At 30.7% G+C, this 14,242-nt stretch carries 15 protein-coding genes and 8 tRNA genes; 19 read left to right on the top strand and 4 right to left on the bottom strand.

Annotated features, from left to right (window positions below):
• Positions 1-275: 275 nt before the first annotated feature.
• The 19 genes from A6V39_RS01780 to rplA all read left to right on the top strand — a co-directional run bounded on the left by A6V39_RS01780 (position 276) and on the right by rplA (position 8,610).
• Positions 276-749 (top strand): hypothetical protein, encoded by a 474-nt coding sequence (locus A6V39_RS01780; RefSeq protein WP_187149956.1) that lies wholly within the window; start codon positions 276-278, stop codon positions 747-749.
• A complete protein-coding gene (locus tag A6V39_RS01775; RefSeq protein WP_187149955.1) occupies positions 742-1,137 on the top strand; it encodes an iron-sulfur cluster assembly scaffold protein in 396 nt (131 codons plus the stop codon). The genes A6V39_RS01780 and A6V39_RS01775 overlap by 8 nt, the downstream gene beginning before the upstream one ends.
• On the top strand, positions 1,127-2,056 hold the full coding sequence (locus A6V39_RS01770) for a deoxyribonuclease IV (RefSeq protein WP_187149954.1): 930 nt from the start codon (positions 1,127-1,129) through the stop codon (positions 2,054-2,056). Before A6V39_RS01775 ends, A6V39_RS01770 begins: the two co-directional genes overlap by 11 nt.
• A gap of 79 nt (positions 2,057-2,135) precedes the next feature.
• Positions 2,136-2,209: transfer RNA gene (locus A6V39_RS01765), tRNA-Cys, on the top strand.
• A gap of 5 nt (positions 2,210-2,214) precedes the next feature.
• Positions 2,215-2,291: transfer RNA gene (locus tag A6V39_RS01760), tRNA-Arg, on the top strand.
• 1 nt (position 2,292) lies between these two features.
• A tRNA-Pro gene (locus A6V39_RS01755) sits at positions 2,293-2,369 on the top strand.
• A 6-nt stretch (positions 2,370-2,375) separates the two neighbouring features.
• A tRNA-Met gene (locus A6V39_RS01750) sits at positions 2,376-2,452 on the top strand.
• A 2-nt stretch (positions 2,453-2,454) separates the two neighbouring features.
• Positions 2,455-2,544: transfer RNA gene (locus A6V39_RS01745), tRNA-Ser, on the top strand.
• A 35-nt stretch (positions 2,545-2,579) separates the two neighbouring features.
• A tRNA-Met gene (locus tag A6V39_RS01740) sits at positions 2,580-2,657 on the top strand.
• Between the two features lie 3 nt (positions 2,658-2,660).
• Positions 2,661-2,737: transfer RNA gene (locus A6V39_RS01735), tRNA-Asp, on the top strand.
• A 9-nt stretch (positions 2,738-2,746) separates the two neighbouring features.
• Positions 2,747-2,822, top strand: a tRNA-Phe gene (locus A6V39_RS01730).
• Positions 2,823-2,831: 9 nt separating this feature from the next.
• Positions 2,832-2,990 (top strand): 50S ribosomal protein L33, encoded by a 159-nt coding sequence (gene rpmG / locus A6V39_RS01725; protein ID WP_187149953.1) that lies wholly within the window; start codon positions 2,832-2,834, stop codon positions 2,988-2,990.
• A complete protein-coding gene (locus tag A6V39_RS01720; protein ID WP_306303057.1) occupies positions 2,990-3,976 on the top strand; it encodes an aminotransferase class V-fold PLP-dependent enzyme in 987 nt (328 codons plus the stop codon). Before rpmG ends, A6V39_RS01720 begins: the two co-directional genes overlap by 1 nt.
• A gap of 54 nt (positions 3,977-4,030) precedes the next feature.
• A complete protein-coding gene (gene gap, locus A6V39_RS01715; RefSeq protein WP_187149952.1) occupies positions 4,031-5,044 on the top strand; it encodes a type I glyceraldehyde-3-phosphate dehydrogenase in 1,014 nt (337 codons plus the stop codon).
• A 6-nt stretch (positions 5,045-5,050) separates the two neighbouring features.
• A complete protein-coding gene (gene gap / locus A6V39_RS01710; RefSeq protein ID WP_187149951.1) occupies positions 5,051-6,058 on the top strand; it encodes a type I glyceraldehyde-3-phosphate dehydrogenase in 1,008 nt (335 codons plus the stop codon).
• A 5-nt stretch (positions 6,059-6,063) separates the two neighbouring features.
• On the top strand, positions 6,064-7,284 hold the full coding sequence (locus A6V39_RS01705; RefSeq protein ID WP_187149950.1) for a phosphoglycerate kinase: 1,221 nt from the start codon (positions 6,064-6,066) through the stop codon (positions 7,282-7,284).
• A gap of 12 nt (positions 7,285-7,296) precedes the next feature.
• Positions 7,297-7,572: a 50S ribosomal protein L27 gene (gene rpmA, locus A6V39_RS01700; RefSeq protein ID WP_187149949.1), complete on the top strand. Its 276-nt coding sequence runs from the start codon at positions 7,297-7,299 to the stop codon at positions 7,570-7,572.
• Positions 7,572-7,994 (top strand): 50S ribosomal protein L11, encoded by a 423-nt coding sequence (gene rplK, locus A6V39_RS01695; RefSeq protein ID WP_187149948.1) that lies wholly within the window; start codon positions 7,572-7,574, stop codon positions 7,992-7,994. The genes rpmA and rplK overlap by 1 nt, the downstream gene beginning before the upstream one ends.
• Positions 7,987-8,610 carry a 50S ribosomal protein L1 gene (gene rplA, locus A6V39_RS01690; protein ID WP_187149947.1) on the top strand — a complete coding sequence of 208 codons (624 nt, stop codon included), beginning with the start codon at positions 7,987-7,989 and terminating at the stop codon, positions 8,608-8,610. The genes rplK and rplA overlap by 8 nt, the downstream gene beginning before the upstream one ends.
• Here rplA and A6V39_RS01685 read toward each other — a convergent pair.
• Genes A6V39_RS01685 through A6V39_RS01670 form a run of 4 tightly spaced genes read right to left on the bottom strand, consistent with a single transcriptional unit; the run spans position 8,594 to position 13,617 of the window.
• Positions 8,594-10,000, bottom strand: a complete 1,407-nt coding sequence (locus A6V39_RS01685) for an ABC transporter ATP-binding protein (RefSeq protein ID WP_187149946.1) — start codon at positions 9,998-10,000, stop codon at positions 8,594-8,596. The genes rplA and A6V39_RS01685 overlap by 17 nt on opposite strands.
• A complete protein-coding gene (locus A6V39_RS01680) occupies positions 9,987-11,486 on the bottom strand; it encodes an ABC transporter ATP-binding protein (RefSeq protein ID WP_187149945.1) in 1,500 nt (499 codons plus the stop codon). Before A6V39_RS01680 ends, A6V39_RS01685 begins: the two co-directional genes overlap by 14 nt.
• Positions 11,486-12,499 (bottom strand): iron ABC transporter permease, encoded by a 1,014-nt coding sequence (locus tag A6V39_RS01675; RefSeq protein ID WP_187149944.1) that lies wholly within the window; start codon positions 12,497-12,499, stop codon positions 11,486-11,488. Before A6V39_RS01675 ends, A6V39_RS01680 begins: the two co-directional genes overlap by 1 nt.
• Positions 12,499-13,617, bottom strand: coding sequence for an iron chelate uptake ABC transporter family permease subunit (locus tag A6V39_RS01670; RefSeq protein ID WP_245633478.1), 1,119 nt, complete (start codon positions 13,615-13,617; stop codon positions 12,499-12,501). The genes A6V39_RS01675 and A6V39_RS01670 overlap by 1 nt, the downstream gene beginning before the upstream one ends.
• Positions 13,618-14,242 lie beyond the last annotated feature (625 nt).

The following is a 14,242-nucleotide window of genomic DNA, read 5'->3' as shown; positions in this document are numbered from 1 at the left end:
GTTAAGCAAATCTCTTGATTCTAAAAAGAGTGAAGAGGTCGTTTGATTTTACTATCTTGGTGGGTGTATTTTGGTTCAAGAAATTCTTATAATTAATTAGGAAGATATTTTTTGATAAATAATAAGATAGGAAAACAATTTACCTAACCATTAATAGCCAATCATTTACCTCTTTTTAAGTAAACAAAAATAAAAAATTATTGTTTAAATTAAAGTCATTAAGAAAAAATATTTGAAATTATTAATTACTTTTGTATAGAATTTTTACAGGTTAGTTGGTATTAAAAAATAATGGTTCTTTCAGCTTTAGGAGAGTAAACTTTCTTTTTTTAAAAGAAGCAATTTTATCTGATTCATTCTGAAATACTTTAGCATTAGTAGTATTTGTTTGTTTTCTCTTTTTCTTTTCAAAAATATTTAAACGTAATTTAAATCTTTCAACCAGTACTTGTGATAGATTAGTTAAGAGTTTAAATCCTAGAAATGTTTTTGGTGTTCTTGGATTAGATGCTAAGAAAGATTATGGCACTCATAAGTTTTATTTAAATTTAAGCAAAAGGAAACTAGTAGAATTTTTTTCTTGAATTTTCAAGCAACTATGAGTATTTATTTCTTTTTCATGATTAATTGTTCTCTTTGTTAAATTACAAAAATTATTTCAAACTATTGTATGAAATATAGAGATACATTTATTCAAATGCGCGAGAGAAAACAATTATTCGATTTGTTTATTAAGGAAGGGTGGGTAGATCTGAAATTTTTAAATTCTCTAAAGTAAGTAGATATATATCCAAAGAGGATAAGCCTGTAAGAATAAGCACTAGTGCTTGTGATGACTGATGTAGTATTACTTTCTCTAAAGATTCAAATATAGTAAGTAATTTAAAGTTCTCGCATAATGGATGTATTCTTTCTAGAGCTTCTATTAATGTGTTAATGGAAGAGATAGAGAATAAGACTGTTGAAGAAGCTAATGCAATTCTTAAAGGATTTAAAAATATGATTTTAGGAAAGCAAATTCCAAAAGTACTTAGTGAAAAACTATTGGAATTTAAGAAGTTTTCTAAATATTCTTCAAGACATGCTTGTTTATTGCTAGGTTGTGATTTAATGTTAAAGATTCTTAATGAATCCTAAGTTATTATTAGGTTCGCATATCTCTTTAAATAGACCTTCCAAGTATTTATTGGGAGTAGTTGAAGAGACTATACATAATGGTGCTGATGTTTTTATGATCTTTACAGGACCGCCCCAGAATAAGAGAAGAGTGGCTATTTCTGAGCTTTATTTAGAGGAAGCTCAGAAGTTAGGAAAAGAACATGGAATAGATTTCTCTAATTGTGTAGTACATGCTCCTTACATAATTAATCCAGCTAATACTAATTCAGAAAATAAAGACTTTACTATTTCTTTCTTAAGTGAAGAAGTAAAGAGAACAGGCGCTATGGGTATTCCCTATATAGTATTACATCCAGGATACCATGTAGGGAATACTTTAGATGAAGGTATAGAGTTATTAATAGAAAATCTTAAATTAGTATTGAAAGAATGTAAAGATACTAATGTCTTTATATGTTTAGAGACTATGGCAGGAAAGAAGAATCAAATAGGCAAGACATTAGAGGAAATAGCAAAAATAATAAAGGGATGTGATAATCATCCTAAATTAGCAGTATGCTTAGATACTGTACATTTACACGATGCTGGATATGACTTATCTAAGAAAGATGAATTCTTAAAGAAGTTTGATGAATTAATAGGATTAGAGAGAATTAAAGTAGTACATTTAGGAGACTCTATGAATGTTAGAGGCTCTGGCAAAGATAGACATGCTAATTTAGATTATGGTCATATAGGTTTTGAGATATTAATGGAATGGGCATATGAGCCCTTATTCAGGAAATTACCAATAATTGTTGAAACTCCTTATTGGAGAGAGAAGGGTAAATTAATCTCTCCCTACAAACATGAAATTAAGTTAATTAGGAGCAGGGAATGAAAACCTATTCCTAATAAGAAATATATCCCTATTTATAATAAATTTATTTTACAATAGTTCCAATATAATTTACTGTTGGTAGTACGTGAATACTTCTTTGCCTTATAAAACTTATTTTTACTAAGATATAGAATAGGGTGTCTTAGCCAAGAGGAAAGGCCTGGAGCTGCAACCTCCATATCGTCAGTTCGATTCTGACAGACACCTCCATTTAACTGTCTATAGCTCAATTGGAAAGAGCATTAGCTTGCGGAGCTAAAGGTTATAAGTTCGAATCTTATTAGGCAGGCCAGCGGGATATAGCTTAGCTTGGTAGAGCGCCTGCTTTGGGAGCAGGAGGTCGCAGGTTCGAATCCTGTTATCCCGACCATTATTAGGCAGGATACCTCAGCTGGTTAGAGGGCTCGGCTCATACCCGAGATGTCGCGGGTTCGAGTCCCGCTCCTGCTACCAAAGGAAGCTTACCCAAGTGGATGAAGGGGTCAGTCTTGAAAACTGAGAGGCATTTAAAGTGCGCGGGGGTTCGAATCCCTCAGCTTCCACCATATTATTTTGTTATAATTGGAAGTTAGAGCTTTATCGCGGGGTGGAGCAGCTTGGTTAGCTCGTCAGGCTCATAATCTGAAGGTCGTAGGTTCAAATCCTACCCCCGCTACCATTTGGGCTTTTAGTGTAGTGACCTAACACACCACACTGTCACTGTGGAGATCACGGGTTTGAATCCCGTAAGGCCCGCCATATTGACGTGGCTTTATAGCTCAGTCGGTAGAGCAACGGTCTGAAGAACCGTGTGTCGGTGGTTCGATTCCGCCTAAAGCCACCATTATTTTCTATGCCAAAATTAAAGATAAGATTCAAGTGTAAAGAGTGCTCTAATATTGGTTATTTGTCTCGTAAGAACCCTAAAAATACTGTAGACAAGCTCCAATTAAAGAAGTATTGCAAGTGGTGTAGAAAGAGCATTGTACATCAAGAGATCAAAATTAAGTAATTATTGTTTATTTTGATAATGCAGCTACTTCTTTAAGATCTAAAGAATTAGTAGAGGCATATTGCGAAGCTTTATCCAAAGAACTAAATCCTAGAGAGTTAAAGAAAGAAACTTTAATATTATTAACTAAATTCTTAGGAGGTAAGCCAGAGAATTATTACTTAGTACCTAATGCTACTTATGCAGCTAATGAGATAGCTCATTATTTACCAAAAGAGCTAGGTGTATATTTAAGTACTTCAGAACATTCTTCTAATCATGCTATTTGATTAAGCCTTTATAGCTCTATTAATTACTTTAACTACCAAGACTTATTAAAGTTAGAGCTACCCAAAGAAAGGTCTATATTCTCTCTCTCTTTAATGACTAATTTAGATGGATTAGAGCACTCTTTAGAAAAAATAGAGGAGAAATTTAAAGATACTCCACATATTCTTATTCTTGATATTTCTCAATATATACAACATAAGGTAATTAGGAGTAAGAGAGCTGACTTCTTATTCTTCTCAGCACATAAATGTTTTGGTCCTAATGGATTAGGAGTTATTTATGCTAGAGAAGGAATGATTTGAGATAAAGAAAATTATGACTTAGACTGATGTGCTTTGTATGCTTGAAATGAAGCGCTTCCCACTATTGTCGCTAATTTAACTTCTTCTGCTTGAGCTAAGCAAGAGAGCGAATTAAATAAGTACTTTATTACTAATTTTCCTAATAATGAATATTTAGAGTTACTAAATAAAGATACTAAAGGATGTATATTCTTAATAAGAGTTAAGAAAGAAATAACAGCCCATGATTATGTATTTTATTTAGCTAAGAAAGAAGTATTAGTTAGATCAGGACTATCTTGTTCTTGGCTGTCTGCGGAAAGATATGATCCTAAAGAAATATTTAGAGCTTCTTTAAATGCTCAAAATACTATTGAAGAAATAAATTATTTCTTTGATGTGATAAGAGATTTCAAACTCTCTGATTGTCTTTAATATAAAATTTTTTGGAGTTTTGAGTAAATGTAAGTATATAATTATCATTACATTATGAAAAATATTGCAATCAACGGATTTGGAAGAATTGGTAGATTAGCTTTCAGAGAGTTACTGTCTAATAAAGATATTAACATTGTCGCAATTAATGATTTAACAGATCCAAAAACTTTAGCGCACCTTCTTAAATATGATACAGCCCACGGAGCTATTACCAAACTTTGTTGTTATGAAGTTAGTGTTGAAGGAGATTCAATAGTTTTATATAGTCATTGCAAAAATGAGAAACGTTCCTTTAAAGTTATTTCTGAAAGGGATCCTAAAGCTCTTCCTTGAGCATCTTTAAATGTTGATTGTGTTCTTGAATGCACAGGACGTTTTACTGATAAAGATGCCGCTATGGCTCACATTGAAGCAGGCGCTAAAAAAGTAGTTATCTCTGCTCCCGCTAAAGGAGATCTAAAGACAATTGTTTACAATGTTAACCACCAAGTTCTTAGTGGAGATGACAAAGTTATTTCAGCGGCTTCTTGTACAACCAATGCATTAGCTCCTGTAGTTAATGCGGTTCACAAAAAATTTGGTGTTGCTTCTGGTTTCATGACAACTATTCACGCTTACACTGCAGATCAAAGATTACAAGACTCACCTCACTCTGATTTAAGAAGAGCAAGAGCAGCTGGTTTTTCTATTATTCCTACATCAACTGGTGCAGCAGCAGCTATTGGTAAAGTTATTCCTGAATTACTAGGAAAAATGGATGGTGTTGCTCACAGAGTTCCAACTATTACTGGTTCTCTAGTAGATATGACTCTTAAATTAGAAAAACCTGCTACAGCTGAAGAGATTAATAAAGCTGTTGAAGAAGCTGCTTCAGAAACACTTTGCTATTGTACAGATCCAATAGTTTCAGCAGATATTATTTCTCACACTGCCGGATCTATTTTTGACTCTTTACTAACTAAAGTACTTCCAACAGGAGAAGTGAAACTTTATACTTGATATGATAATGAGTCTTCCTACGTAAATCAATTAGTAAGAACACTTACTCATTTTGTTACTCTTTAATTGATTATGAAAAATATTGCGATCAACGGATTTGGAAGAATTGGTAGATTAGCTTTCAGAGAGTTACTGTCTAATAAAGATATTAACATTGTCGCAATTAATGATTTAACAGATCCAAAAACTTTAGCACACCTTCTTAAATATGATACAGCCCACGGAGGGATTACAAAATGCTGAGAAGTTTCTGTGGACGGTGACTCTATTGTATTAATAAATAAGTGTACTAGCGAAAAGCGTTCCTTTAAAGTTATTTCTGAAAGGGATCCTAAAGCTCTTCCTTGAGCATCTTTAAATGTTGATTGTGTTCTTGAATGCACAGGACGTTTTACTGATAAAGATGCCGCTATGGCTCACATTGAAGCAGGCGCTAAAAAAGTAGTTATCTCTGCTCCCGCTAAAGGAGATCTAAAGACAATTGTTTACAATGTTAACCACCAAGTTCTTAGTGGAGATGACAAAGTTATTTCAGCGGCTTCTTGTACAACCAATGCATTAGCTCCTGTAGTTAATGCGGTTCACAAAAAATTTGGTGTTGCTTCTGGTTTCATGACAACTATTCACGCTTACACTGCAGATCAAAGATTACAAGACTCACCTCACTCTGATTTAAGAAGAGCAAGAGCAGCTGGTTTTTCTATTATTCCTACATCAACTGGTGCAGCAGCAGCTATTGGTAAAGTTATTCCTGAATTACTAGGAAAAATGGATGGTGTTGCTCACAGAGTTCCAACTATTACTGGTTCTCTAGTAGATATGACTCTTAAATTAGAAAAACCTGCTACAGCTGAAGAGATTAATAAAGCTGTTGAAGAAGCTGCTTCAGAAACACTTTGCTATTGTACAGATCCAATAGTTTCAGCAGATATTATTTCTCACACTGCCGGATCTATTTTTGACTCTTTACTAACTAAAGTACTTCCAACAGGAGAAGTGAAACTTTATACTTGATATGATAATGAGTCTTCCTACGTAAATCAATTAGTAAGAACACTTACTCATTTTGTTACTCTTTAGTTGTAGTGGTTTTTAATAAACGTTCCTTAGAGGATTTAGAGTTAAATAATAAGAAAGTAATTCTTAGATTAGACTTAAATGTTCCTGTAAAGGATGGCGTTATTACTGATAATAATAGAATAGTTCAAAGTCTCCCTACTCTTAAATACTTACTGGATAAACAATGCAAAATAGTTGTACTTAGTCACTTTTCCAGAATTAAAGATTTAAATGATATTAATTCAGGCAAGAAATCATTAGCTATAGTTGCTAAAGAAATTCAAAAACAATTGCCAAGTGCAAAAGTATTGTTTGTTCCTAGAGAAGGAGATAAATTTTCTAAAGATAAGATTGATTTTAGTGCTGATATTTTAGTGCTTGAAAATACTAGATATTATGATGTTGATGAAAGTAATAATGTTGTTAAATGAGAATCAAAAAACTATCCAGAATTAGCTAAATTTTGAGCTTCTCTAGGAGAAGTATTTATTAATGATGCTTTTGGTACTTCTCATAGAGCGCATGCTTCAAATGTAGGTGTTTCTGAATTACTTCCTTCTGGAGTAGGCTTCCTAGTAAAGAGAGAACTAGAAGCCCTTTCAAAAGCAGTTACTTCTACCGATAGTCCAAGGGTATTAATTTTAGGAGGTAGTAAAGTATCAGATAAATTAAAACTTATTAATGCTATCGCTCCTAAAGTAGATAAGTTATTAATTGGTGGGGGTATGTCTTACACTTTCCTTAAGGCTATGGGTAAAGAAGTAGGTAAATCTATTGTTGAAGATGAAATGATCGAAGAATGTAAGAGTTTGTTAAGTAGATATGGAGATAAATTATTATTACCTGTAGATCATATTGTGGCTTCTGAATTTAAAGATGTTAAGGGTGAAGAGTTAGATTTAGAAGAAAAAAATTGAGGAGGTAAGATGGCTTTAGATATTGGTAGTAAAACAGTTAAGCTTTATTGTGAAGCTTTGGAGGGTGCTAAAGTAGTTATTTGAAATGGTCCTATGGGAGTATTTGAATTTGATAATTATGAGAATGGTACTAAATCTGTAGCACTTAAATTAGCAGAAATTACTAAGAAAGGAGCTTATACGGTTATTGGTGGAGGTGATTCAGCGGCAGCAGCTGAAAAATTTAAATTAACTCAAGATATGAGTTTTATTTCTACTGGTGGAGGCGCTTCTTTAGCTTTCTTTGAAGGATCTAAAATGCCTGGTATTGAAGCTATTCCAAATAAATAAAATATATATGGTATGTATAATTTACAATTCTTTGCTTCAAAGAAAGGGGTAGGATCTACTAAGAACGGTAGAGACTCAAAGCCAAAATATAGAGGGGCTAAATTAGGAGATGGACAATATACTAATGCTGGGCAAATAATATATAGACAAAAAGGTAATGTAGTTTATCCTGGCTTTAATGTAGGTCAAGGAAATGACTTTACTTTATTTGCTCTTAAAGAAGGATGAGTTAAATATGAAAAGTTTGGTAAAGATAAAACAAGAGTATTAGTCATCGAGAAGAGATAATGGCAGTAGTTAAAAAAGCTAGAAAAAGAATAGCTAAATTAGAGCTTATTGGAGCCCAAGCAAAACCTGGTCCTGCATTAGCCTCTTTGGGTATTAATATGGGTCAGTTTATTAAAGATTTTAATGATCGTACTAAAGATAGAAATGGGGATGTGGTTCCTGTAGTATTTACTATCTTTCCTAATAAGAACTATTCCTTTATACTTAGAACTACTCCTACAGCTATTCTCCTTAAAAAGGAAGCTAAATTAGAAAAAGGTTCTTCAAATGCTAAAGGCAATAAAGTAGCTACAATAACTAAAGAACAATTAACTAAAATAGCTAAATATAAATTACCAGACTCAAATGCTGCGTCTTTAGAGGCTATGGAGCGCATGGTTATGGGAACTGCAAGACAAATGGGAATAATAATCGGTGAGTAATTTTGAAAGTTCTGTAGAGTCACTACAAGCAGGAAAGAAGAGGAAGTTCGTTGAAACTGTAGAGATTGCAGTTAAATTAAATTTAAATACTAAGAAACCAGAACATAACTTTAAAGACTTATTTACTTTGCCTCACTCTATTCCTAAAGAAGTAAAGATTTTAGTAATAGATGATTCTCTTTCTAAAGAAGCAATAGATGAATTAAAGATTGATCATTACGGCGGCAAAGAAATGGTAGATAAGATTAAAGAAGGATGGTTAGATTTTGATGTAATTATTACCACTGCAAAGATGATGCCGCTTATTTCAAAGTTAGGTAAAATTCTAGGACCCAGAAATCTTATGCCTAGTCCTAAATTGGGTACAGTGGTTACTGATGTTAAGAGAGCTGTAAAAGAATTTAAGAAAGGTAAAGTATCTTTAAAAAATGATACTTTTGGTAATGTACATGTAGTTATTGGAAAGTTAAACTTTACTAAAGAACAACTTAAAGAAAACTTTGAATATGCTATGAATTTAATTAGACAAAAGAAACCAAAAGGATTTAAAGGTAAATATATAGATAAAGTTTATTTAACTAGTACTATGGGTTCTTCTTTTAGAATAGATTATTAATTCCAAATACTTTATTAATATTCTCTTTAGTCATTACTTTTTCTGTTTTTCCATAAGCAAATACCTCACCATTATCTAATATTATTACTTCATCTGAGAACTGCTTTGCTTGCTTTAAATCATGAAGAATAGCTATTATGGTTTTATTCTCTTCTTTTTGAAGCTTTTTTAATATATTAAGTATTAAATATTGATTACTAATATCTAAGTAAGTTGTAGGCTCATCTAATATTATTATTTTAGTTTTTTGTGTAAGAGCTCTAGCAATAATAGCTTTTTGTTTTTCCCCGCCAGAAAGAGTATTAAGACTCTTGTCCTTAAATTCAAGTATTCCTATTTTTTTTAAGTTCTCTAGTACTAAAGGATGATCTTGGGGATAATTCATTTGGAAAAAAGAAAGGGAGGGGAATAAACCACAAGCAACAAAATCATATACAGAGATATTACTATGTATTATTGTATTTTGAGCTATATAGGATACATTCTTATAGAATGACCTATTAGATATTTTCTTTAAATCTTGAGAGATTCAAAGTATATTTCCAGTATATTTTTCAAATAAATTAATAATAGTTTTTAGGAATGTAGTCTTACTAGAACCATTACAGCCTAATATAGTAGTAAATTTAGAAGCTTTAATAGTTAAATTAATATTCTTTAAAGCAGGTAAGTTGTATAGTTCTTTTTTGCCATGAGATTTGTAATAATTCTTAGAGAGTAAGTGTTTTCTGTAAAGAGTAGGAAAAAATTTCTTTAAGAATAAGTGTAAATATTTATCTCAACTATTATCCCCATGGTAAATAAAGGATAAATCTTTTACATTTATTAATTCTTCACTATTAATTTCAGGAAAAGACTTAAATTCTAAATATTCATTCATTACTTTAGCCAAAGAAAAAGTTCTTTCTCTTTGATAATGAATAATATTTTTATTATTTAGAGTATTGTAAGCAATAATAGGAAAGAAAGGATTAAGTGCTACATCTAAGAATATTTGACTCTTATTCTTTAAATTAGTTTCTTGCATATCTATAGAGCAAGCTAGTGCAAATTTAAGAGGAGCACATATTAATAGAGCCAATATATTTAATAAGAATAATTTGACAAAGAAAACATAGAAGGCGAACGTTAGTATAGAGCTTTGCTTTACACTAGTATCTCTTAAGAAGAATTCATAATTATTAGATCAAACATCAAAGTGCTTTACTGCTGAGAATTTATTGTGAGAAGAAAGAGAAGAACCAATTACTTTAATACAAATAAAATTAAGTAGTAACAAGAGTCATAATGCACATATTACTATGTGCATTCAAAATAATATTCTTAGTAGTTTCTTTAAAGAAGTGTAATATCCTAAAGAATATAGAAAGATTTCTTTAAGATATGGCATATATGTCTTGTATCTCTAATTCTGTATTGTTTTTGTATAGTGTACAGCCTATATTAAATACATCTCTTAATAATTCTTCTGTTATTACTTCATTTGGTGTACCAGAAGCATAAACTTCTCCTTCTTTCATAACTATTAAATTATTAGCATAATTAATAGCTTGTTGTAAGTCATGAAGAATCATGATTATGGTTTTGCCTTCTGAGTTCAATTTCTTTAATGATTCAAGAAAGATATGTTGATTCTTAATATCTAAGAAGGAAGTGGGTTCGTCTAGTATTATGGTATCTGCTTCTTGTACTAGTATGCTTGCTAATAGTATTTTCTGTTTTTGGCCTCCAGAAAGTGAATCTAAATTTTTATCAGCAAATTCTACACATTCACTTTCTTGAATAGCTTTAAGAATAGCATATTCATTCTTATCTTTGTAGGGATATCTAGCAAAAGTTAAGAAGTCTATTACTTTAAGTGATTGATATATATTTAAGAATTGAGGAATGTAAGATACATTCCTAGCAAATACATTTTTATTTATTTTTGTAATATCTAAACCATTCCATAATACTCTTCCTGTTATATTTTCATTTAAGTTAATTAAGGATTTAATAAGAGTAGTTTTTCCTGAACCATTACATCCTATTATTACATTGAAAGAGCCACGTTTAATAGTTAAATTAATATTTTTTAGGATGTATTTGTATGGTTTATGTCAGAGGGATTTTTTAGGGTAGATGTGAGTCTTTTCATTAATTTCTCTATCTTGTTTAAAGAATAAGAGATAGTCTTTAAGGTGTTTGAAATAGCTATGTTTTAGTTCTGGAGAAAAGCACAGCTTTTCTACTACTATTAAATCCTGAGGTTTGTTAAATCTAAAAGGATTTGATTTTTTCTTAAGTTTTCAGAATCTTTTTCATAATTTAGAGTTAACTAAGAAAGAGCACTTAGTATGTAGTAAAGGATCTTTTCTTTCTGTGAGAGAATGCTCTCATTCTTTACATATTCAAAAGCCTCATAGGTTTAAACAAGTAACTAAGAATAATTTATAAAAATTAAAGGTTTTTCCTATTAGTAAGTATTTTCTTAAAGAGTTAAAGAAGATGAATATGCCTGCTATATTAAAGAAAGCAATCAGGGATAAATAAAGGATAGAGAGTTGGAGATGTAAGTTAAATCAGAAGAAGTGTTTAGCTAAAGTGGGAGATAAACCCTCTTTTTCAAAAAAGGCCTTTAAGAAGATTGGGATCTTTTCATCATTAAAGTTTTGATATCTTCCTATGTTCTTTTGTACATCCATAGCCTTTCCTGCTTTAGATAAATATTTCCAATAAGAATATTGCTCATCTTTAAACTGATCAGTGTACATGTAAGTGTAAGCAGCATAATTTCTTAAGTAGCTAATAAATAAAGCTCAAAGAAAGAATATTTGGAGGAAAGTAAATAGAGCTAATAGAAAAAGAGACCTATTTTTTTTAATGTATACAAGCACTAATTTCTTTTGAAGAGTAAATAAATGAATACAGGGGAAATAAGAGAAGTAGAAAGAAAACCTATTGGTACATTCTTATTTAAGTTTACAGATATGAAAGATGCTAGCGTAACTAGCATCCCTCCTACTAAGAATGATACTATTATGCCTATTTCTGATCTATTACCAAAAATAAGTCTAGTAAAACTAGCTGATACTATTCCTAGTAAGGCAACACTACCTATCATAGCAGATTCTATTCCTACTAATAAAGAAATACAAAAATAAAGGAAGCCTTTAAGGACTTTAACATTTACTCCGTAGAATTTAGCAAGTTCTTCATTTAGCTCTAGTAAATCTATTTCTCTTCTGAAAAAATAGATAATACAAGTTATGAAAATAATAGCTATTACGAAGGCAATAGTCATGCCTCTTCATAGTATGTTTTGAGAAAGCTTACTTACATCAGGAAATCTACCATAAGTAAAGTTCTGTATTTCAGCATTAATTTTTGCTTTATCGCTAGCATCATTAATTAATTTTGTATTAGTTAATGTTACTGAAATAGCTTCAAAAACAAATTGAAGTGCTATTCCAATGATAGTGAACTTTTCACAGCTATCTGATTTGTTTTTTGATAGTGTGTAAATTATGGAAGTTCCTAATATAGAGGAAGCAATAGATATTAGAGGTAAATAAACTCTTAAAACAGCTGAGCTATCAGTAGTTCCATCATATTTACAAATAATAAAGATAATTATGAATATTAGGTTTAAAGAGCCTATTCCTAATATTGAGATATCTGCTAAGTTATTTCTTGTTAATTTTTGAAGTAATAAACCTGAGACTCCTAAGGCACCCCCACTAAAGAAAGCTAATAAGAATTGTCATATTCTTATTGTTCCAATATTTCCAGAGAAGTCATATCTCCATTCAAAAATGGAGATCATTGCAAAAGAAATAGTAGTGCATATTATTAATAATGCAATTACTTTACTTAAGTCATCTTTTTTATGTTCATTAAATAGTTGCATTAAAGTTCTTTGTTATTAAAGGTTAAGAATAACAAAATGATTCCTCCTAAGCAAAGAATAAAGATAGAGGAGAATACAAAAGGAAGAATAGCATTTAGAAGAATACCTGTTAATAGAAGAAAGATAGCTAATACAGAAGCATAAGGAACAATTATTTGATATTTTCTAGTTCTAAATAGATGTCTTATTATGTGCGTAGATATTAAACCTACGAAAGCTATATTACCTACTAAAGTAACAGCAATAGTAGTAGTTATTAAAGCTAAACTGTAAGCAAAGTATTTAAATAGCTTTACATTTACTCCAAATGTTTTAGCTTGCTCTTCTCCTAGTTCAAATAAATTGAATTTATTAGAGCAAGCTCAAGTTAATAAGAAAAGAATAAAGATGGAGATTGCTGTTCATTGTAAGAAGCCAAATTGATTATTGTATAGATCATGTATATTTTCTGCTCCTCCTATAGCTAATTTGAATGCAGGATTAACTGCATTAGCATTTGAGGTTTTAATTAAGTAAGAAAGAGTCTTGAACATCATATTCATAACTAGTCCTATGAATATGATTTGGAGATGTTGATTCTTATGTTGTGGTTTCTTAAATAGGATACTTATTAATGTAAGAGTTATTAAGCCTCCTAGTAAAGCAAATATGAAATAGCATAGTTGGTAATAAGAAGCATCTATTCTTTCTGCAAATATACCTTTCATACATATGATACCAAATATAGTGGCATCAATGAAGCCTAGAGTAGTAGCATCTGCTAGGGGATTTTGAGTTAGTGATTGTATTGCAGAACCACATATTACGAAAGCAACTGCTGCTACAGCTGAAGCAGAGCATATTCAGATAGCTCTTTGGACGGCAGGGACAGAGAGAACACTTCTTAGTTCATCCTCACCATTAGTATTTTCATTTTTTCTTAGTCTATTAAAGAATATTACAGTTATTATTTCACTTAAACTTATTTGTTGTTTCTTGAGAATGAGAGTTATGTTAACTCAAAAGAATAGAAAGAAAACTAATAGTAATAAAGAAGCAAGTAATATCTTCTTTAAAAAACTGTAATTTCTTTGAGTTAATAAAAGATCGTTATTTAATAAAGAATGTTCAAGTTGCAATTTTTATTTTTCACATTAAAGATTTTATAAGAGTATTGCGCAAGGCGCTAAAATGAAAAATTTTAGTTATTAATGTTTCTATTATTGAAAATTTTTAAAAGTAAGCATTTTAATATTAAAGTTAGCGGCTAATTTTATTTTTGCTCCAATATCATTTGCATTTTTAGCACCCTGCGAAACACCAAAATATTATTTCTTAATGAAGGTAAATTATTTAAAGCAGAATAGTGATTGTCAAACCGCTATAGGGAATTTTAATAATATTTGTTACCAGAAGTGTTTTTGAAATCCTGTACAATTTTAGTTAATTTTATTTTTTCTCCAATATTACTTGCACTTTTAGCACCATTTAAAATAAATTATCTCAACTAGGTTTATTTTCATTCAACAAAATTAAATTTATTGATTAATTGCCAGTTTTGTTTTTGAAATCCTGTACAAGTTGTAAAGTGTGTTGGATACTAATTTATTTTTATTCTTTCTCCAGTATCTTTTGCACTTTGAGCACCCTTCGAAACATCAGCATTTAATTATTTAAGCATCTCAATTAGGTTTTTCATTCAACAAAACCAAACTAATACTTCTTATGCATTACCAGTTTCTGTTTTGAAATTCTGTACAGTCT

It is taken from the genome of Candidatus Mycoplasma haematobovis (assembly GCF_001645765.1).
GTDB classification, from domain to species: Bacteria; Bacillota_I; Bacilli_A; order Mycoplasmatales; family Mycoplasmoidaceae; genus Eperythrozoon_B; species Eperythrozoon_B haematobovis.
Note: the sequence above shows the minus strand (reverse complement) of the source record. Positions and strands in the feature narration are given on the sequence as shown.